The following is an 18,339-nucleotide window of genomic DNA, read 5'->3' as shown; positions in this document are numbered from 1 at the left end:
AGGAAAAGACATGTCCGGACATTCAAAGTGGTCAACAATTAAACGAGAAAAAGGCGCCAAAGACGCAGCCCGTGGAGCGGTCTTTACTAAGCTCGGCAATGCGCTTGCCATGGCAGCCCGCAGTGGTGCCGATCCGGACACTAACTTCACGCTTCGTCTGGCGATTGACAAAGCCAAAGCTGCCAATATGCCGAGCGCCAACATCCAGCGGGCCATTGACCGTGTCAAAGACAAAAACGCCGCCCAGTTGCAAGAAGTTTTGTACGAAGGATATGGCCCGGGTGGTGTTGCCATTCTAGCTGAGTGTGCCACCGACAACCTCAACCGCACCTATCCGGAAGTTCGACTGGCCTTTAGCAAACACGGCGGAAATATTGCCGAAAAGGGTGCAGTGGCCTTTCAGTTTGACCGCAAAGGTATGATACGCGTCAAAGGCTCTGGCGACGAGCTGCTCATGCAGGCGATTGAAGCCGGTGCTGAAGACATGCAAGAGGACACTGACGCCGAATCGGCCGAATCGGTTATCTACACCGCCGCAACTGATCTTGCCAAAGTCCGGGATGCCCTTAAGGCAGCCGGTATTGAGATTACCGAGGCTGAGCTGACATACGTCCCTAATACCTCCGTTGAAGTAACGGACGCTGCAACCGCTGGCAAAATCATGCGCCTGATGGACGCGTTGGAAAGTTTGGACGACGTCAGCAATACCTACGTCAACTTCGATATAGCAGAAGATTTGTTACCGGCCTAGACAGTGATGTCAGGCAGATGTTTTCAAAGACCGCTCCAGGCTACGCAGTGATTGCAGGGCGGTTTTTTCGTTTTGTACAAGCAGCGCAATCTCGGCGGTGCCGAAAGTAACCCCAGCCTGGACGTAATTATGGCTGCCAATCATCATGCCTTTGTCGCAGGCGATGAGCTTTGCATGCAGCATGGGATCAGACCGGTTAAGCCGGTGCCCAAAGTAATCTGCCGGTACGCGCATTCGTTCGCGCAGCTTACTGACGTGCTGTAACAAGCCGCCCATCATGCCTTGGTGCCACGGATGTCCGTAGATGACATCGACAATGACGCCGCGCTTCTTGGCCATCACCAAATGTTCAGCGGTTTTGCTATTGGGCAAAAATTGACAGGTGATAGTAAGCCATTTTTCGGCTGAATCAATCAAATTGATGGCCTGATCGTATATAATCGATTGACGTTTTACCCCAGCGTCAATAAGTACACGGGTTTGAGCGTCCACTTGACGAAGGACATCGGCGCCACGCATCGCGAATCCAGTCCGCTCAGCCTGGATAATTCCGGACATTATGTCGTACAGAAATTTAGCAGTTTTCGAATCCTGCAAGCCGACCATCAGGTCAATCGAACCGCTGTAGTCCATATTGCAGCCACCAATGAAAATATTATCGTTGATCAGCGCGATTTTTATGTGAGAGCGTCCCACGATCGGGACGCTAAATCTGTGGTTTGGTTTGTTGAGTATTGTAACCGTGCACGTGTCGTATGTCCGCAGCGCTTCTATGGCAGACAGCTTGTCTCGAAACACTTTTCGCATGGGTGAGCGCAGCCGGCCATGTGTCCAGAGCGGTCCTGCTCGTCCGTGGTCAGTCAAGAAGCTATGGCCGTCTATACCGATCTGTACTCGTACGCCACGTGCTAGAGCCTGGTGCAACGACTTGAGAATTTGAGTGATCATACTATCGGTATGATCGAATGACATCGTCATGAGCAGTACGTTGTCACCGCGTATTGTTTTATCTAGACGGTTACGCAGTTCAGACCAGTATTCGCGGGTCGTATAAAAGGCATATTTGGGGTGGCGGGATTCGGTGCCTATCATAACTAGTACTATACTATATGTATGACACGGATCATGGGGATTGATCCCGGCACGGGAATTTTGGGATTTGGCGTCATTGATATTGTCCGGACACAGCCGGTACTGGTAGATGCCGGCGTCATCCGAACGCCAGTCCACGAAGATGACGCTGTCCGGCTATTGACTATTTATGACGAGCTAACGCAAATTATTAGTGAGACCAAGCCGACAATCATGTCAGTCGAAAAGCTGTTTTTTGCCCGGAATGTCACGACCGCCATGACGGTATCACAGGCCCGCGGCGTCGTACTGCTGACGGCCATGCAAGCTGGCATGAAAATATATGAATACACGCCGATGCAGATCAAACAAGCTATAACCGGGTATGGTAGCGCCGACAAGAAGCAGATGCAGGAAATGGTGCGGATTATACTGAAACTCAAAGAAATTCCCCGTCCGGACGACGCAGCCGACGCCCTGGCCGCCGCCATCACGCAGTCTATGCAAATGCGGATATAGTTTTGACAACAGCCCAGTTCATTTTGCTAGTGGTATAATAGAATAAATGATTGCAACACTCACGGGGGTAATTACAGAGAAAATTGGTTCGCAGGCCGTGCTTGACGCGGCTGGTGTCGGCTATGGTGTCTTGCTGACACTCAGCGATCTTGGCCGCGTCCACACGGGCGAACGGACAAAATTATATATTTATGAAAATATTAAAGAAGATAGCCATGATCTGTTTGGATTCCTAGTTCTCGACGATAAACGGTTGTTCGAGCAACTGCTGAGCGTCAAAAACGTTGGACCCAAGGTAGCGATGGCAGTACTTGATATCGGTAGCGCTAATGCTGTCCGGGTGGCGATAGCCGGCGGCGACGTTAAGCAGCTACAGACTGCGAAGGGAGTTGGCAAACGAGCCGCCGAGCAGATCGTAGTTGAACTGAAGGACAAAGTAGGACTGGAAGGCGTCGATCTCAGTACGACCGGCATATTGCAGGGCGAGGGACTGCTCATGAAAGACGAAGCCGTCGAGGCACTGGTTAGTCTCGGTTATTCTCCGCAGGACGCAGCGGTGGCACTCAGTGCAATCGATGACACACTGCCGACAGAAGATAGGATCAAGCATGCCCTGAAAGGTACTTTCTAATGGCTATCAATAGAATCGTCAGCACTGCCGCTGATCACGATGAGCCAGATCCTGTCGAACAGGAATTCGAGAACAAACTTCGCCCGCAGGATTTTGCAAATTACATCGGTCAGGACAGACTAAAACAGAATTTGCAGTTGGCAATTGCTGCCGCCCAGAAACGCGGTGAACCGCTAGACCATGTGCTGCTATACGGGCCGCCGGGACTGGGCAAAACGACCATGGCCAGCGTCATCGCTCATGAAATGGGCGCCCAAATCCGTATTACCAGTGGTCCGGCCATCGAACGGGCAGGTGATCTCGCCAGTCTGTTGACCAATCTACAGGACGGTGACATTTTGTTTATTGACGAGATCCACCGGTTGCACCGCACAGTCGAAGAAGTACTGTATAGTGCCATGGAGGATTTCAAGCTCGACATCATGATCGGCAAAGGTCCATCGGCGCGCAGCTTGCGGCTCGATTTGCCGAAGTTTACGCTGATCGGTGCCACCACACGGACGGGTGCACTGGCTGCGCCGCTGCGCGACCGTTTCGGGATGATCCACCGTTTGGAATTTTATAATCATGACCAGATCGGCCAGATCATCGGCCGGACAGCAGATATACTAAATGTCAAAATTCATGACGAGGCCGCCCACGAGCTGGCCAAAAGGTCGCGCCTGACGCCGCGGATAGCCAACCGGCTGCTCAAACGGGTGCGCGACTTTGCTGACGTTAACGGTGACGGCATCATTGATACAGTTATCAGCAAACAAGCCCTGGCGCTGCTCGATGTCGATGACCTTGGTCTTGATCCGGCTGATCGGATCTTACTGCTCGCCATCATTGATAACTACAAAGGCGGACCAGTCGGTGTGGAAACGATTGCTGCGCTGACTGCCGAAGAACGTTCAACGATTGAGGATTTTATCGAACCATACCTCATGCAGATCGGCCTGCTGGAGCGCACGCCCCGCGGCCGCAAAGTAACGCCCAAGGCCTACAAACATTTGGGCCGCGCCGAACATATTACCTCGCAGCGATAATAGATACAGTGGCGACACGGATGGTCTACTTTGGTATTTTTGAGCTATAATAGCAAGTATGAATCCACAAGACCAGCCGCCCGCTTCACCACAAACACCTCAGCAGCCGAGCCCGCAATCGCCGGACAGTACTGACTCGTCCAACAGCCAGCCCAACCAGCCAGCCCAAGGTACACAGCCGCAAATTGTCTACATGTCACGGCCACATGAACCGCTCAAGCCGGAAATGAGTCCGGCCTCGAGACAGCGTCACGAAGAGTCAAAGCGAAAATACCCTGATCTCAACCTGAGTGAAGGGGAGTTTATCATTAGCGCAATCGACCGTCATCCAATTGGCCTGATCGGCATCTGGTTCTCCGTCGGTGCCATTATCCTGGCGCTTGTCGCACTGGCTGCAATACTATCGAGCACGGCTTCAAGTAGTAGCTTGGAAGGCGGAACAGCGCCATCGCTAGAGCTCTTGGCGATCCCGGTCGTACTGATATCGCTACTTGCGCTGATATTCGGGTTCATTGCGACAATCATTTATAACGCCAACAAATTCTTTTTGACGAACGAAAGTGTCATTCAGCAGATTCAGACCAGCTTATTTTCCAAGCGCGAACAAACGGTGAGTCTAGCTAATATCGAGGATGCCAGCTATACCCAGGACGGGGTCATGACGCATCTGTTTCACTATGGAATGATCCGATTGTCGACAGAGGGAGATGAGACGACGTACCGCTTCAATTACGCCAGCAATCCAAAACGACAAATCGCCGTACTGAATAACGCCGTTGAGGCTTTCAAAAACGGCCGCCCGGTTACCGGCGACGATTGACGCCTACCTAATTCTACAAAACCTTTATGGTGAAAAGGCAGTTTGCGGAGTAGACAAATACCGGCCCGTCTCGGCGTGCTGTACGGTTTATTCTTGAAATGGACTGCGACGAGCTTCATCGAATAATGTTTGTACACCGACACTGTTATCTTGCAGCTGTTGGATTTTGCTGAGGACGTCGGGGTCAATCCGAGGCACGCCAGCCGTTTTCAATTTGGCAGCGATAGCGTTTTGGTCTGGCTGAACTTGATTAAGCGTCACAATACGCCAGCTAAGAAAGCCGTAAATTGACAGTAGAAAAAGTACAAATAGTAGTAGGGTGTGACGACGGACTCGTTGCAAAGTACGAACCAGGCCGTCTCGAATGCTGCTAGTAGTTATATTCATGGCTTTATAAACTCGTCTACGGTTAATGTGAATGATACCAAGTCAGGATTTTGAGGTGATGGCTGCAGCACAATTCCTGTTACTTGGGCGGTTCGCCGATTTTGCTCCAAGCGGCTCAGAAAGTCAATGAATTTAGCATACGGCACAGCTGCGGCAGCGTCGAGCTGAATGGTAATTTGGAGATTGTAGACACCGGGTATGTTTTTGACAGGGGTTAGCTGTGACAAGGACTTTTTTGGTGTTGCTACCGCTCCTGGGACTGCGCTGCCAGCAGCGGGGCTAACTGCGCCTGAAGACGTTGTGGCGCCAAGGGTCGATATAGGGAAGGCGATGGCAGTCGGCTTGATACCGCTTGCGGCGGCAATGTTGACAATCTCACGAACTGCTTGTGCCTGATCTTTGTCTTGCGGCACAATTGTTTTGGCAATTTTTTCGAGTGAGCTATAAGTGGCAACATCCTTTTTTGCTTTCGTCAGGCCAATTTGCTCTTTGCTAAGAACTTCACTTTGCATCTTGTACTCAACTAATTTGGTGGATTGTTTTTGCAGCTGCAAATTTGCAATATACGCGCTGCCGATAATCGCGAGGACTAGCAGGACAATAACACAAATCATGACATAAAATGTGCGCTTACTGTTCATGGCGTCGTGCTTCCTTTGTCCTTGTTAATAAATAAGAATGGATTGTCGTCGGCAAACAATGCTTTGAGGGTAACTGTACAAGGGTATTTGGCATTGGTTGCAGTCGCATTGCACGAAATAGTTTGTATGTCGGCTTTGCTAAAGATTTTGTTTGCTGGATCCTCCAGGTTTACCTGCAACTGTGTGGCGCTCTTATAATCGCTGGATATAGCAGTGATTTCCAGCGAGCCCTGTACTTTGCTGATAGTCAGATCAGTCAGACTGGTTTCGGGTGGCGTTACGGCTGCAACCTGTGTCAGCAGCTTAGAGAATAGGACTTCACGCGACAAGACTTGCACGACGAGTTTGAGACTACTCGTGATATCCTCGGCTTGTTTGCGGGTTTCGCTTAGTTTTTGCTGCTTTAAAGAATCTTCGGAGGTGACGACCAGCTTGCTGTAGGTATCGATCGACTGCTGCATGTAGAGCATGCCAGCAGTTGCAACGAGGCCAACGCCCATCAGTCCAAACAGCAAAGCAAATACCCAGCGGCGAAGTTGCGTATTCCGCCGGGCGTACAAATATTCCTGCTTGAGGTCTGTTGGTAATAGATTAATCACTGCGCGGTCCTCATACTAGTAGCTCCTGCGGTGGAATCAAGCTGAGTCCCATGACAGTGGCAAACATCGGTTTGTCAGCCTTTGACGGGGGCTGTAGACCTTTGTGCTCGCAGTACTCCCATGGATCACAGGAGCGGACTGCCAGGCGCAGTGAGTTGGTCATGTAGCCTGATAATCCTGGCATGTTCGCACCGCCGCCAAGTGTGATAACCTGCGTAACCTTACGTTTGTCGCCGTAGCGCTCTTGGTAATAGCGAATCATACGCCGAATTTCCTGCGCCAGCTGCGACAAGACTGGTTCAAGCGCGGCTTCGATCTCCGCTTGGCGTTTGCTTGGGCCGAGTCCGTACTTTGTTTTAATAATTTGAGCTTCGGCTTGGGTAACGCCGAGTTTATCGCGGATACGGTTTGTGAAGACCTCGCCACCACCAGTGACGGTACCGCTGACGAGCATGTGTTTGTCAAAAATCGTAATATCGGCTGATAATGAACCGAAGTCTATAAGTACGGCAGGGACATCGCTTTGTTTGTCTTGTAGAAATAGTTTCCCGGCGGCATCAATTGTTGTCTGCACACCGACTGTTTCAAGCCCGAGTAGCTGCATCAGCTGCAGCTGCGAATCAACAGTTTTGCGTGGAACGGCGACGGCAAAGACATCCAGTTTCTCCTCGCCCTTTTCAGTTGTGCGGCCAACGACATCATAGTCCAGATATAGTTCCTCAAGTGGCATTGGAATGTACTGCTCGGCTTCCAGTTCGACGGCTTCCTGCAGCTGGTTGCCGGACATGACTGGCAAGTTAATGAGCCGCGTAAATGTACGATAAGCTGGAATAGCGACAACCACACGTTTCGTCGTGATGTCGCCTATCAGGCGATGCTCAAAAAGTTCGCGCGTCGCCTTAGCGATAGCTTTTGGATTGACGATAACACCGTCCTGAATTGCGGATGCGTCGAATGAAGCCGTGCCATACCCGACGACACGGGATTTTTTGCCGTGGCGTTCGGTTTGCATAACCTTCAGAGACCCATGCCCGATATCGAGTCCGAAAATTGGTTTATCTTTGAAAAAAAATGTTGATTTAGTGTTACCCACCGGTAGCGTATCCTTCTCCGATTAATTATACCACTTATCCTTAAAAAAATCCGGCGACCATATGGACGCCGGATTTTTTAGTTATTCATCAGAACAAACTATGCTTAGTTCAAGCTGTTTTGTACGATGTCAGCACCGCTGCCTTCAGGCTTGGCCGTGAGAACGTATTTCGTACAATCGCCACCTGTAGGGGTGTTGTCACAAGTACTGCCCGCTGCATCACCGGATGGTGCGTATGAGTACTTGTTAGCGGTCGGGCTGGAAGCAAGCGAGTAGTCAAGCGGAGTTGCCGTTGCCTTCGGGTCGCGTAGTGCTTCCTTGTCAAGACCTTTCATTTCGCTCTGAATGAAAGCTACGTTTGTCGCACTCGTTGAACCAAGGTTTGCAGACGTTGGATATCGGCCATTTGTTGCGTAGAACGCTTCAAGCTGTCCTTGGATAGCTTTTAGATCGGTTGTGCGCTCGGTGTTGCGCCCCTTTTGTTGAATACCGTTGTAAGTCGTAATGACGAGTGCGGCCAAAATACCGATCACGACGATTACGATGAGAAGTTCCACAATAGTGAAACCCTGCTGAGTTCGTTTGCTTAGTGAGCTCATTAGGACCCACCCTCCTTGTTGTTAGTTATTTGGTTGTTTTGATCTTGGACTACCAGGCCCTCTTCAGGGAAGTAGCCAGTATCTGATTATGATTATAGACATAAGCACTACAACGTCAAGTTTTAAATGTCATATGACCAACTATGCGCCAATATTTTTGCTCAGACTGGCAATAGGACCCATGACGCTGGCGGCGATCAAGCCAACCGCGCCGCCGAGTACGACGATCATGATTGGCTCAATAACAGCAGCCAGTCCATCGATGAGAGTGTTAACCTCTTCTTCATAAAAATCAGCTACTTTGATAAGAACAGTGTCAATCTGGCCAGTTTCTTCTCCAACGGCGAGCATTTGGCTGACGATAGGAGGGAAGTGTGGACTTTTGCTGATCGGGTCGCTGAGCGGCTTACCATTACGAACCTGGACTGCCGCTTCGTGCAATTCTTTTTCAATTACTTTATTGCCGATGGCGCCACCGGTGACTTCCAGTGCATCGAGTACACTGACACCGGCTGACATAAGTGAAGCGAAAGTTCTCGAAAAGCGAGCAACAGCCATTTTCATGGTAATATTTTTGACGATTGGTGCATTGAGTAGTAGGAGATGGAAATTATATTTCCCTTTTGGCGTACGAATATAGCGGAGCGTCAGAAATATAATTAATCCAAGCGATCCAAATATGAAGATAATGTTGTTCACCATAAAATCACTGGCATTCAAAAGAAACTGCGTGTATACCGGCAGTTTGGCATCAGGCCCACCAAGGTCGGTCAGAATTTTCCCAATTTTTGGCAGTACGCCGAGCATAATTCCGAAAAATGCGAAAATGGTTATGAACATCAATACCACCGGGTAGGCCATGGCACTCTTGAGTTTCTTGCGGATAGTCGCGTCGAGCTCAACCTGGAGTGCGAGCCGTTTAAGAATCTCGTCGAGGATACCACCTTCTTCGCCGGCTTTAACCATATTGACGTAGACGTCAGAAAAAATATTTGGATACTTCGCAAAGGCTGCACCGAGCGGAGCGCCGCCCTCAACCTCTTTCGTAATCGCCGTAATCGCTTCTTTGAGCACCGGGCTTTGGGTGTCTGCACCGAGTGTCGCCAGCGAACGCGTTAGCGGCACGCCGGCACTGATCATCGTCGACAATTGGCGCGTAAAAATAACCAAATCTTGCAGTTTGACCTTTTTGCCACCAAAGCTGAATGAGCGGCCTGATTTGCCGCTTTGGCCAAGCTCCTTGATCGCGAGCGGGTGAATACCTTGATGCGTCAGGCTGGCAACGAGCGCTTCGCGGCTGGCTGCATCGGCCGTACCTTCGACAGTTTTACCGCTTCTGAGTGCTTTGTAGCTATATTTCATGATAGATTTATTATTCTGTGGCCGTTACGCGTAGGACTTCTTCGACCGTAGTCTGACCACGCAGCGCTTTGACTAGCCCATCGATTTGCATAGTTACCATGCCGCCTTCAATTGCGGCTTTTTGTATATTTTCACTGGTTTCGTTTGTTACGATCATTTTCTGGATGCTTGAAGTATTATCGAGCACTTCGTAAATACCGATACGACCGCGGTAGCCGGTGTGATTGCACGATTCACAGCCTTGGATATTTGCACTCCAAAGCTGTTTTATAGCCGATTCGGTACTGCCAAGTTCAGTTGACGCCGGTGCGCCGGCCGTCTTGCTGATTGTCGCGCCGATACCGCCTTGTAAGGCTTGCTTTTCAAGATCATGCAGCGCGCGCATAACTTCTGCTTTATCCAGGTGAAATGTCGCCGAAACCCGTTCCATGGTTGTAGCGTCAGGCGTGTATTGTTTTCGGCAATCAATGCAGAGCCGTCGCACCAGCCGTTGTCCGACAACGACCCGAACGGTACTGGCGATGAGGAATGGTTCGATCTTCATGTCGAGCAGCCGTGGCAGGCAGGTGGCGGCGTTGTTGGTATGCAGCGTACTGAATACCAAGTGTCCAGTTAGTGCGGCCTGGACTGCTAGTTGCGCTGTTTCGCCGTCTCGGATCTCTCCGACCATAATAACGTTGGGGTCTTGACGCAGGAGCGCCCGCAGTCCATTGGTAAACGTCATACCAGCCACAGGATTGACCTGTACTTGGTTGGCTCCGAAAATGCGGTATTCCACGGGATCTTCAACAGTAGATATATTGACGTTAGGACTATTGAGCATACTGAGGACGCTGAATAGTGTTGTCGATTTGCCAGAGCCAGTCGGGCCAGTAACGAGCACCATACCATGTGGCTGCACAATAGCTTGTTGAATAACTTTGAGCGCCACGCCCCAGAAGCCAAGTTCTTCGAGTGTGGAAGGCTTGCTTGATTCATTCAAAATACGCATAACGACTTTTTCGCCGTCCACGATCGGTAGAGTGGATACACGCAGAGCATAGACAAGCCCGGCGACCTCTACCTTGAACCGGCCGTCCTGCGGTGCTCGGTGCTCATCGATTTTGAGATTGGAAAGTATCTTAATGCGGCTAACAAGCGCACCGAGTACTTTGCGCGGCAGCTTGTTGGCTTCACGAAGCACGCCGTCGACGCGGTAGCGGATCAGGACATAACCTTCGCGCGGTTCGATGTGTATATCGCTTGCTCCGGCTTTAACACCGTACTCGATAATAAGATTAACGGTTTGAGCTATGGGCGAATCTTCGGCAACTTCATCTTCGCTGATTTCTTCTTCATCTTCTTCGGCGGTTACGTCGCTGGATATAACCTTGGTGAGCTCGCTAGAAATATTTCCGCGGTATTGGTCCAGCGCGCCTTGGATAATTGCTTCAGTTGTAATATGAAGCTTGATGTTGGCGCCGAGTTGTTTGCGAAGGAAATTAATAGCCTGAATATCGTCCGGATCTTCTAGGGCGATAAGCCGCGAGCCCTCGCTGTCAACACTAAAGGCAACGGCCTTGTATTGGCGGGCAATGCGTTCCGGAATAAGTTTGAGAATCTCGCGGCTGAGCTCACGGGGATTAAATTCTATGTATGGTATTTCAATCTCGGCGGCGTACAGCTTTGTCAGCTCTTTGTCAGTAATGACGCTGTTTTTTATAACTATATCCTGCAGCGGCTTTTTTTCAGTTTTTTCCTGATCACGCAGCGGTTTCAGCTGTTCGTCGCTGAATGTACCGCTGGCCTTCAGCAGTTTCTCGACCATGTCGTCGGAAATTCGCATGACTACCAGCCCGTCCCAAATATTGTTTTTATTGTAATCCCACCCATCCTGGTCACATTTTAGCAAAAATCGTGCAAAACATAAACGTTATATGCGATTGCAGCGCTGTCCGTTGTCTGCGGCAGGAAAATGGTCGCTTACCGAAGTGCGGGCGACAAATGGCATGTAGTAATATTTATTGAATAGTTTGGCATGAGCATTTTGGCTTTGTTATATATTTCGGTATTACCAATTCGTACATTTGAGCACCGGATGAGAAAGAGACAGAGACCGATAGACAATCTGTAAATATGGCCGGATCTGACAGAGAAAACTCTTATGGGGCAGGTGCAAAACAATGAAATTTGAGGTATAATATAACTAACGACCGGAGAGGGTTTTAAGACCGGTAATGGAGGGTATACATATGGCGGAAGACGCTAACACATCTACTAACGCTGCAACAAATTCGGAGGCGACTCCAGCAGCTTCTAACGCACCAAAGCCGAGTAAGGCTGATAAAGCAGACGCTGCTAAAGTGTCAAAAGCATCAGCTGCTGCAACTGAGGGCAAAAACAAGGCACTTGGCCTGGCGCTTGAGACAATTGAAAAGCAATTTGGTAAGGGCTCGATTATGAAGCTCGGTGAATCGACGCATATCAACGTCGAAACCGTACCAACTGGTTCGTTGTCACTCGATATCGCACTTGGCGGCGGTATTCCAAAGGGCCGTATTGTTGAAGTCTACGGTCCTGAAAGCTCCGGTAAGACGACACTGACACTGCACGCAATTGCTGAAGTTCAAAGAGCAGGTGGCACGGCAGCATTTATCGATGCCGAGCACGCACTTGATCCGTCATATGCCAAGCGCATTGGTGTCGATGTCGAAAACCTTTTGCTCAGCCAGCCGGATAACGGTGAGCAGGCACTAGAAATTGTTGAAACATTGGTTCGATCCAACGCTGTTGATTTAATTGTTGTTGATTCCGTCGCTGCACTAGTGCCGCGTGCCGAAATCGAGGGTGACATGGGTGATTCACATATGGGCTTGCAAGCCCGTCTGATGAGCCAGGCACTGCGTAAACTGACGGGTGTTATCAGCCGCTCGCACACCACTGTCATCTTTATTAACCAGATCCGTATGAAGATCGGCGTTATGTTCGGCAACCCGGAGACGACTACCGGTGGTAACGCCCTTAAGTTCTACGCCTCAGTCCGAATGGACATCAGGCGTACGTCACAGATCAAGCAGGGCGATGCCGTAATTGGCAACCGCACCCGCGTTAAAGTAGTTAAAAATAAGATTGCTCCGCCATTCCGTGAAGCTGAGTTTGACATCATGTACAACCAGGGCATATCGCGTTCCGGTGACATTCTTGATCTGGCTGTCAGCAAAAATATCGTAGAAAAAGCCGGTGCCTGGTTCAGCTACGAAGGTGCTAAAGTCGGACAAGGCCGCGAAGCCTCCAAGAACTTCTTAATGGAAAATCCGTCCATCATGGAAGAGATTGCCGCTAAAGTCCGTGACAGTGTCGTCAAGGAATAGGCTTTGAGTACAGGTTCCATCATTCACGGAGCGGACAGCGCCGAGCTGTCCGCTCGTGGACCAAGCCGATCAAAATCAGCTGCTGCTGGCATGAAAATCAGTGCCATCAAGCAGCAGATCAAGTTGCAGCACCGTTATTCTATATATGTAAACGACAAATACGCTTTCTCACTTAGCGAAGGCGCACTGCTTGACCAGAAAATATATATCGGCCAAGAAGTTACTCCCGAACAGCTCGTGACCTACAAAGACACGTCGAAGCTTGATAAAGCATATGGTCTGACGCTGGCCTACGTAGCACGTCGCTTGCGCAGTGAATGGGAACTACGTGACTATTTCCGGCGCAAAGATATTGATGAGGACGCTGGTGATCAAATTCTAGATAAGTTGCGCAAGTTTGGATATGTCAGCGATTTGAATTTTGCCCGCAGCTGGGTGGATAACCGGCGGGCAATCAAATCTGTAAGCCGGCGACGGCTGATGCAGGAATTACGTCAAAAGCACGTGCCAGATACAGTAGTTCAGCAAGTCCTGGAGGACGATCCGACGACAGATAGTGATACAATCCGGCAGCTCATTAACAAGAAGCGCCGCCAAAGCCGCTATCAAGATCCGACGAAACTCATGCAATACTTAGCCCGGCAGGGCTATGGCTATGACGATATCAAACAAGCTTTGAAGGCTGAAGATACTGATGGCTAGGCGGTGGCCGCAGCGCCAGCTGGCGTGCCTTGCAGCAGGTCTTGTATGATGACTTTTTTCGGTGTAATTTCTTGAATCTGATTACGGTCTATACTCAGGCTGCCGACGGTCAAGCTTTTGAGCAGTGACTGCGACGCGTACACCTTTTGGATATACAGCGTCGCTGTTTCGAACGCATAGTCGCTAACTTTGCCTATTTTTTCGTTACTGATTGTTACGACTGGTTTTCCGAGTAACTCAAAATCCATTTCAAGGATTTTTTTGAGGCGTATCAATTCTTCTGGTTCCGACAGTGCATCGAGATCGTTAACAACGACGCCTTGCGGCAGGATGTCGCGAATATCCTGATACAGCAATACCATCTGTTGTTTAGTATCAAACTCTGTACAGTAAAAGCCCTCGATCTTTAAATTATCAGGATTGATGATACTGGCGGTAATTTGAGCAATAGGACTGCCGGTACGTAGTGATAGTACGTCGCGGTTCAGCATAGTTCCGGATAGTTGTAACATACTCACAGTATAGCGCGGAATATAATACGGCGCTGTTCACGAAGTAATTTGTTGTAGAAAAATGAAATATATGACGCTATTGCTTGCGATGGCGCCGAGTGCTGATTACTATGATGCCCATGCAGAAGATTACCAGACGGCTCAGGGTAGGATTTGTAACTCTACTATGTGTATTACTCACCGCATTACCGGTTTATGCGTCGGCAAACACATCGCCCAGTGTCACCGTACGGAGCACGCCAGATGTGTTTATTACCGAGTTCCAGACTAATGGTGGTAGTGCTTCCGAGGAGTATATCGAGTTATACAATGCGACTGACACGGACATTGATTTTAGTGACTCCGCAGACACGACTGGTTCGCAGTGGAAAATCCAGTTTTATAACTCCACAGCCGTCAAGACAGGCTTGCCGAATTGGAATACAGCCATCACTGCAAGTAATTCCATTACGCTATCGGGCGTCATTGCGGCCCACGATTATTATCTGATTAGTAGTACTGACTACGAACCGAACAACGTTCAGCCGGATCAAGTATATGATCCGTCCAGTTCGCACCTCATGACCGATACGGGTGGCGGATTACAATTACTCAGTATGACGCCAACAGCAACGGCGATAGATACCGTGGCCCATGACCGGATCATGTGGCTCGATCCGGCATCAAACCCGGTTATGCCATGGAATGTCATGTCAAAGCCCGGCACCGGCAAGAGCCAGCAGCGCATTCCAAATGACGATGATGAATACACCACTATCGACAATAATCTGACTAGCTTTATGATTAAAGATGATCTCACGCCGCTTGCAGCCTGGGTGCCACCTATTCTAGTCATCGTGACACCGACTCCGGAACCGCCTTCATCGGGCGAGACCACGGTTGATGACACCGATAACCCTGACGACAATCCAATTGATCCGCCTGTTGACGAAGGCGGGACGACACTACCGCTACAGCCTGCGAATGAAACGGCTGAAACCACTACAATATTGGCCCCGCTCATTACAGAGATATTGCCAAACCCGGCTAGCCCGCTGACTGACTCTGCCGATGAATTCATTGAACTATACAACTCGAATAGGACTGATTTTGACCTGCGCGGCTATAGTATTGAGGTCGGCACGACCACACTGCGCAGTTTCACATTTACTGACGCTACCATCGTCCCTGCACAGAGCTACCGAGCATTCTATGCTCGCGATACCCGGCTTTCTCTCACAAATTCCGGCAGCCAAGTCAGGTTACGCGATCCATCAAAATCGATTGCCAGTCAGGCAACAGCATACAGCGCCGCAAGCGACAACATGGCTTGGGCGCTCAGTGGCGGCATTTGGCAGTGGACTGCGAGCGCGACACCCGGAGCTGTTAATGTAATAACGGCTGAATCGACATCCAAGGCAGCGGACGCAAAAGCAACCGCTGCTACTACGAAGCAATCTACCAAGGCAGCGACTGCCAAAAAATCGACTGCCAAAACGTCAACTCCCAAAATCAAGGGCACCTCAGCGACCAAAAAAGCTAAAGCACCCAAAAAAACTGAAAAAACCAAAAAAGCTAATACCGCGACATTCAGCGCAACGAGCGACGTAAAACCGAAGCCGCCAATTCACCCAGGGATACTTGTCGCTGTAGCGGCCTGTGCGGTACTATACGGACTGTATGAATACCGTCATGACATTTCAAATAAAATCGCACAGTTCAGAGCAAACCGAAAGTCTGGCCGCTCAGATCGGAGCCAAACTGCGTGGCGGCGAGGTTATAGCACTGAATAGTGATCTCGGTGGCGGCAAAACTACATTCGTGCGTGGGCTCGCTCGCGGTATGGGAAGTCAGGACCATGTTTCCAGTCCGACATTTACGATCGGTCGCCAATACACATCCCCGGGCAAAAAGCTGGCGCTATATCACTTTGACTTTTATCGGCTTCACGAAGCTGGAATTATGACGCTTGAACTAGCCGAAGCACTCGAAGATCCGTTGGCAGTTACTGTCATTGAATGGAGTGAAATTGTTGCCGGCGTACTGCCTAGCACCAGACTGAGTATCAATATTATTAGCAAGAGCGAACACGAACGGGACATTACGATTGAATATCAGCCGGGTCAGTCGTATCTTATGCCGGACGGAGAAATATAAACATGATCATTCTCACGATACGAACTGATAAACCGGAGGCCGAAATAGGGCTGTATGAGGACACCCGCCAGCTTGCCAGTCAGACGTGGATGGCCCACCGGCAACTTGCTGAAACGCTTCATGACACCGTACGGCATATGCTAAGTGCTCATTCCTACAACCTAAACGATATCGATGCAATCGCCTGCTACGCAGGACCTGGCAGCTTTACTGGTCTTCGGATAGGGCTAACCGTTGCCAACGCACTGTCATATGCCCTGCATGCGCCGATTATTGCAACCAGCGGCGACGAATGGCGCTCGGATGCCATAACGCGTTTGTTGGCAGGAGAAACTGACGGTATAGCCATGCCAGTATACGGTACTGAAGTCCATATTACCCAGCCAAAAGGCTGATTTGCTGCTGCCATCAGCGAAAGTTTGACGGTTTGCAGGCGTAAAGCGTATAGTTTATGGTAGGGTTAACTACTTTTTCATAAGTACATCCTGACGACATTTTCTATAATCACCATAACGACATTCGATTTTCAGATAATAATCCCTCCATATAGCTAGTGAAGTGATAGCGATTGCTCATACGTTGCGGTATTAAAACATCTGAACTGAATAGAAAGGACCAATAATGGATCCAATTACCATTATTCTTGCCCTGATAGGGTTAGGAATAGGATTCGGGGCGCATACCGTGCTGAACAACAAAAAAGTTGGCTCAGCCCAAGAGCAGGCTCTCAAAGAACAGGAAAAAGCTAAGAAAGAGGCCGAAAAAACACTTTCCAAGGCTCGCGAGGAAGCCGCAAAATTGGCAGACGAAGCCCGCCGGGACGAGCAAACACGGCGTAGCGAGCTCAAAGATCTTGAAGCCCGCATTATCACCCGCGAGGAATCACTTGATAAAAAGCTCGACGAACTCGACAGACGCACCACCAGCCTGCGCAACAGCGAAGAAGAAGTTGAAAAACTCAAAAATGAAATTCGTGATATTCGTATCAGACAGCAGGAAAAACTTGAAAAAGTCGCCAAACTGAGTAAGGCCGATGCAGCAGAAAAATTAATGCAAATGACCGAGCGTGACATCAGCAATGACCTTGTCGGTATGATCAATAAAATGCAAAACGAAGCCCGCGACAATGCTGAAGAAAAGGCCGCGCTGATTATCACCACCGCCATGGAGCGTATGGCCAGTGAAGTCACGGCTGAGCGTACGGTCACGAGCGTCAAGCTCGAAGACGAAGAAATGAAAGGCCGTATTATTGGCAAAGAAGGCCGCAACATTCAAGCTTTGCAACGGGCGACCGGCGTCGACATTATGGTCGATGATACTCCAGGCTATATTGTCCTCAGTTCATTCGATCCCGTTCGCCGCGAAGTCGCCCGCCAGGCTCTCGAACTTTTATTAAAAGACGGCCGCGTCCATCCTGGCCGCATTGAGGAAGTTGTCGAAAAAGCACAAAAAAACGTTGAAAAAGATGTGCTCCGGGCCGGTGAAGACGCCGCTCGTGAAGTCGGCATAATTGGTATTCCAAAAGAAGTTTTACACTTACTTGGCGAGCTGCGATTCCGCACCAGTTACGGTCAGAATGTCCTGAAGCACAGTACCGAAATGGCGCATATTGCCGGGATGATTGCTGAAGAAGTCGGCGCAAATGTCAAAATCACCAAATATGCGGCCCTAGTGCATGATCTCGGCAAAGCGCTGACGCACAAAATGGAAGGCAAGCACCACCACATCAGCGGTGAGATGCTCCGCAAATACGGCGCGCCCGAAGAGGTCGCCCTCGCTGCCGAACAACACCATGACGACATCGAAGCCACCAGCGTCGAAGCGCTCATTATCCGCGTCGTTGACGCGATTAGTGCATCACGACCCGGTGCCCGCAACATATCTGCCGAAAACTTCGGCGAACGCATGCGTGACCTCGAAAACGTTGCCAACGGCTTTCCCGGTATTGAAAAATCCTATGCCATCAGCGCCGGGCGGGAAGTCCGCGTTTTCGTCAAACCGCACCAGGTCGACGACCTAACTGCCATCAAGCTGGCCCGTGATATCGCCACTAAAATTGAATCAAGCATGCAATATCCTGGTACGATCAAAGTCAATGTCATCCGTGAGACACGGGCCATCGAGTTTGCTAAATAATC

The 18,339-nt window shown here is 49.9% G+C and carries 20 protein-coding genes; 11 read left to right on the top strand and 9 right to left on the bottom strand.

All coding sequences use genetic code 11. The features are described 5' to 3' along the window. Nucleotides 1–10: 10 nt before the first annotated feature. Nucleotides 11–751: a YebC/PmpR family DNA-binding transcriptional regulator gene (locus VF575_04165; GenBank protein HEX8182767.1), complete on the top strand. Its 741-nt coding sequence runs from the start codon at nucleotides 11–13 to the stop codon at nucleotides 749–751. A 9-nt stretch (nucleotides 752–760) separates the two neighbouring features. On the opposite strand, the gene VF575_04160 is transcribed toward VF575_04165, so the two are convergent. Continuing rightward, nucleotides 761–1,843: a phospholipase D-like domain-containing protein gene (locus tag VF575_04160; protein HEX8182766.1), complete on the bottom strand. Its 1,083-nt coding sequence runs from the start codon at nucleotides 1,841–1,843 to the stop codon at nucleotides 761–763. Between the two features lie 21 nt (nucleotides 1,844–1,864). On the opposite strand from VF575_04160, the gene ruvC reads away from it, so the two are divergent. The 4 genes from ruvC to VF575_04140 are packed head-to-tail and all read left to right on the top strand — an operon-like array spanning nucleotide 1,865 to nucleotide 4,820. Beyond that, nucleotides 1,865–2,341: a crossover junction endodeoxyribonuclease RuvC gene (gene ruvC, locus VF575_04155; GenBank protein HEX8182765.1), complete on the top strand. Its 477-nt coding sequence runs from the start codon at nucleotides 1,865–1,867 to the stop codon at nucleotides 2,339–2,341. A 46-nt stretch (nucleotides 2,342–2,387) separates the two neighbouring features. Further along, nucleotides 2,388–2,972 (top strand): Holliday junction branch migration protein RuvA, encoded by a 585-nt coding sequence (gene ruvA, locus VF575_04150; GenBank protein ID HEX8182764.1) that lies wholly within the window; start codon nucleotides 2,388–2,390, stop codon nucleotides 2,970–2,972. After that, a complete protein-coding gene (ruvB, locus tag VF575_04145) occupies nucleotides 2,972–4,000 on the top strand; it encodes a Holliday junction branch migration DNA helicase RuvB (protein ID HEX8182763.1) in 1,029 nt (342 codons plus the stop codon). Before ruvA ends, ruvB begins: the two co-directional genes overlap by 1 nt. Nucleotides 4,001–4,058: 58 nt before the next feature. Continuing rightward, nucleotides 4,059–4,820, top strand: coding sequence for a hypothetical protein (locus VF575_04140; GenBank protein HEX8182762.1), 762 nt, complete (start codon nucleotides 4,059–4,061; stop codon nucleotides 4,818–4,820). 87 nt (nucleotides 4,821–4,907) lie between these two features. On the opposite strand, the gene VF575_04135 is transcribed toward VF575_04140, so the two are convergent. The 7 genes from VF575_04135 to VF575_04105 all read right to left on the bottom strand — a co-directional run bounded on the left by VF575_04135 (nucleotide 4,908) and on the right by VF575_04105 (nucleotide 11,326). Continuing rightward, the gene (locus VF575_04135; GenBank protein ID HEX8182761.1) at nucleotides 4,908–5,207 is read right to left on the bottom strand and encodes a hypothetical protein; all 300 of its coding nucleotides are present in this window, start codon (nucleotides 5,205–5,207) and stop codon (nucleotides 4,908–4,910) included. Continuing rightward, nucleotides 5,204–5,848 (bottom strand): hypothetical protein, encoded by a 645-nt coding sequence (locus VF575_04130; GenBank protein HEX8182760.1) that lies wholly within the window; start codon nucleotides 5,846–5,848, stop codon nucleotides 5,204–5,206. The genes VF575_04135 and VF575_04130 overlap by 4 nt, the downstream gene beginning before the upstream one ends. Next, the gene (locus tag VF575_04125) at nucleotides 5,845–6,447 is read right to left on the bottom strand and encodes a PilN domain-containing protein (GenBank protein ID HEX8182759.1); all 603 of its coding nucleotides are present in this window, start codon (nucleotides 6,445–6,447) and stop codon (nucleotides 5,845–5,847) included. The genes VF575_04130 and VF575_04125 overlap by 4 nt, the downstream gene beginning before the upstream one ends. A gap of 10 nt (nucleotides 6,448–6,457) precedes the next feature. Further along, nucleotides 6,458–7,540 carry a type IV pilus assembly protein PilM gene (pilM, locus tag VF575_04120; protein HEX8182758.1) on the bottom strand — a complete coding sequence of 361 codons (1,083 nt, stop codon included), beginning with the start codon at nucleotides 7,538–7,540 and terminating at the stop codon, nucleotides 6,458–6,460. A gap of 104 nt (nucleotides 7,541–7,644) precedes the next feature. Continuing rightward, the gene (locus VF575_04115; protein ID HEX8182757.1) at nucleotides 7,645–8,139 is read right to left on the bottom strand and encodes a prepilin-type N-terminal cleavage/methylation domain-containing protein; all 495 of its coding nucleotides are present in this window, start codon (nucleotides 8,137–8,139) and stop codon (nucleotides 7,645–7,647) included. A 141-nt stretch (nucleotides 8,140–8,280) separates the two neighbouring features. After that, nucleotides 8,281–9,501, bottom strand: coding sequence for a type II secretion system F family protein (locus tag VF575_04110; GenBank protein HEX8182756.1), 1,221 nt, complete (start codon nucleotides 9,499–9,501; stop codon nucleotides 8,281–8,283). A gap of 10 nt (nucleotides 9,502–9,511) precedes the next feature. Further along, a complete protein-coding gene (locus VF575_04105) occupies nucleotides 9,512–11,326 on the bottom strand; it encodes a GspE/PulE family protein (GenBank protein HEX8182755.1) in 1,815 nt (604 codons plus the stop codon). A 406-nt stretch (nucleotides 11,327–11,732) separates the two neighbouring features. Here VF575_04105 and recA point away from each other — a divergent pair, with 406 nt between their 5' ends. Next, the gene (recA, locus tag VF575_04100) at nucleotides 11,733–12,851 is read left to right on the top strand and encodes a recombinase RecA (protein ID HEX8182754.1); all 1,119 of its coding nucleotides are present in this window, start codon (nucleotides 11,733–11,735) and stop codon (nucleotides 12,849–12,851) included. A gap of 3 nt (nucleotides 12,852–12,854) precedes the next feature. Next, complete coding sequence (locus VF575_04095) at nucleotides 12,855–13,553, top strand: RecX family transcriptional regulator (GenBank protein ID HEX8182753.1); 699 nt, start codon at nucleotides 12,855–12,857, stop codon at nucleotides 13,551–13,553. Here VF575_04095 and VF575_04090 read toward each other — a convergent pair. Next, a complete protein-coding gene (locus VF575_04090) occupies nucleotides 13,550–14,065 on the bottom strand; it encodes a PRC-barrel domain-containing protein (protein HEX8182752.1) in 516 nt (171 codons plus the stop codon). The two genes, VF575_04095 and VF575_04090, sit on opposite strands and share 4 nt — an antisense overlap. Before the next feature lie 245 nt (nucleotides 14,066–14,310). Between VF575_04090 and VF575_04085 the strand changes: the two genes are divergently transcribed. From VF575_04085 to rny, 4 genes are all read left to right on the top strand, one after another. After that, nucleotides 14,311–15,837, top strand: coding sequence for a lamin tail domain-containing protein (locus VF575_04085; protein HEX8182751.1), 1,527 nt, complete (start codon nucleotides 14,311–14,313; stop codon nucleotides 15,835–15,837). Beyond that, nucleotides 15,737–16,201: a tRNA (adenosine(37)-N6)-threonylcarbamoyltransferase complex ATPase subunit type 1 TsaE gene (gene tsaE / locus VF575_04080; GenBank protein ID HEX8182750.1), complete on the top strand. Its 465-nt coding sequence runs from the start codon at nucleotides 15,737–15,739 to the stop codon at nucleotides 16,199–16,201. The genes VF575_04085 and tsaE overlap by 101 nt, the downstream gene beginning before the upstream one ends. Before the next feature lie 2 nt (nucleotides 16,202–16,203). After that, on the top strand, nucleotides 16,204–16,596 hold the full coding sequence (tsaB, locus tag VF575_04075; protein HEX8182749.1) for a tRNA (adenosine(37)-N6)-threonylcarbamoyltransferase complex dimerization subunit type 1 TsaB: 393 nt from the start codon (nucleotides 16,204–16,206) through the stop codon (nucleotides 16,594–16,596). Between the two features lie 226 nt (nucleotides 16,597–16,822). Continuing rightward, on the top strand, nucleotides 16,823–18,337 hold the full coding sequence (gene rny, locus VF575_04070) for a ribonuclease Y (protein ID HEX8182748.1): 1,515 nt from the start codon (nucleotides 16,823–16,825) through the stop codon (nucleotides 18,335–18,337). The last annotated feature ends 2 nt before the right edge of the window (nucleotides 18,338–18,339 follow it).

This window comes from Candidatus Saccharimonadales bacterium (genome assembly GCA_036388415.1).
Taxonomy (GTDB): domain Bacteria; phylum Patescibacteriota; class Saccharimonadia; order Saccharimonadales; family UBA4665; genus UBA4665.
The sequence above is the reverse complement of the archived record's forward strand: the minus strand, read 5'-3'. Positions and strand labels throughout refer to the sequence as shown.

What these genes read in the sequence shown, in the direction of transcription:
- VF575_04110 (HEX8182756.1), bottom strand. Translation starts at nt 9,501, where the DNA reads ATGAAATATAGCTACAAAGCACTCAGAAGCGGTAAAACTGTCGAAGGT.
- recA (HEX8182754.1), top strand. Translation starts at nt 11,733, where the DNA reads ATGGCGGAAGACGCTAACACATCTACTAACGCTGCAACAAATTCGGAG.
- VF575_04115 (HEX8182757.1), bottom strand. Translation starts at nt 8,139, where the DNA reads ATGAGCTCACTAAGCAAACGAACTCAGCAGGGTTTCACTATTGTGGAA.
- tsaE (HEX8182750.1), top strand. Translation starts at nt 15,737, where the DNA reads ATGACATTTCAAATAAAATCGCACAGTTCAGAGCAAACCGAAAGTCTG.
- rny (HEX8182748.1), top strand. Translation starts at nt 16,823, where the DNA reads ATGGATCCAATTACCATTATTCTTGCCCTGATAGGGTTAGGAATAGGA.
- VF575_04130 (HEX8182760.1), bottom strand. Translation starts at nt 5,848, where the DNA reads ATGAACAGTAAGCGCACATTTTATGTCATGATTTGTGTTATTGTCCTG.
- ruvC (HEX8182765.1), top strand. Translation starts at nt 1,865, where the DNA reads ATGACACGGATCATGGGGATTGATCCCGGCACGGGAATTTTGGGATTT.
- ruvA (HEX8182764.1), top strand. Translation starts at nt 2,388, where the DNA reads ATGATTGCAACACTCACGGGGGTAATTACAGAGAAAATTGGTTCGCAG.
- VF575_04140 (HEX8182762.1), top strand. Translation starts at nt 4,059, where the DNA reads ATGAATCCACAAGACCAGCCGCCCGCTTCACCACAAACACCTCAGCAG.
- tsaB (HEX8182749.1), top strand. Translation starts at nt 16,204, where the DNA reads ATGATCATTCTCACGATACGAACTGATAAACCGGAGGCCGAAATAGGG.
- ruvB (HEX8182763.1), top strand. Translation starts at nt 2,972, where the DNA reads ATGGCTATCAATAGAATCGTCAGCACTGCCGCTGATCACGATGAGCCA.
- VF575_04135 (HEX8182761.1), bottom strand. Translation starts at nt 5,207, where the DNA reads ATGAATATAACTACTAGCAGCATTCGAGACGGCCTGGTTCGTACTTTG.
- VF575_04090 (HEX8182752.1), bottom strand. Translation starts at nt 14,065, where the DNA reads ATGTTACAACTATCCGGAACTATGCTGAACCGCGACGTACTATCACTA.
- VF575_04165 (HEX8182767.1), top strand. Translation starts at nt 11, where the DNA reads ATGTCCGGACATTCAAAGTGGTCAACAATTAAACGAGAAAAAGGCGCC.
- VF575_04105 (HEX8182755.1), bottom strand. Translation starts at nt 11,326, where the DNA reads ATGCGAATTTCCGACGACATGGTCGAGAAACTGCTGAAGGCCAGCGGT.
- VF575_04160 (HEX8182766.1), bottom strand. Translation starts at nt 1,843, where the DNA reads ATGATAGGCACCGAATCCCGCCACCCCAAATATGCCTTTTATACGACC.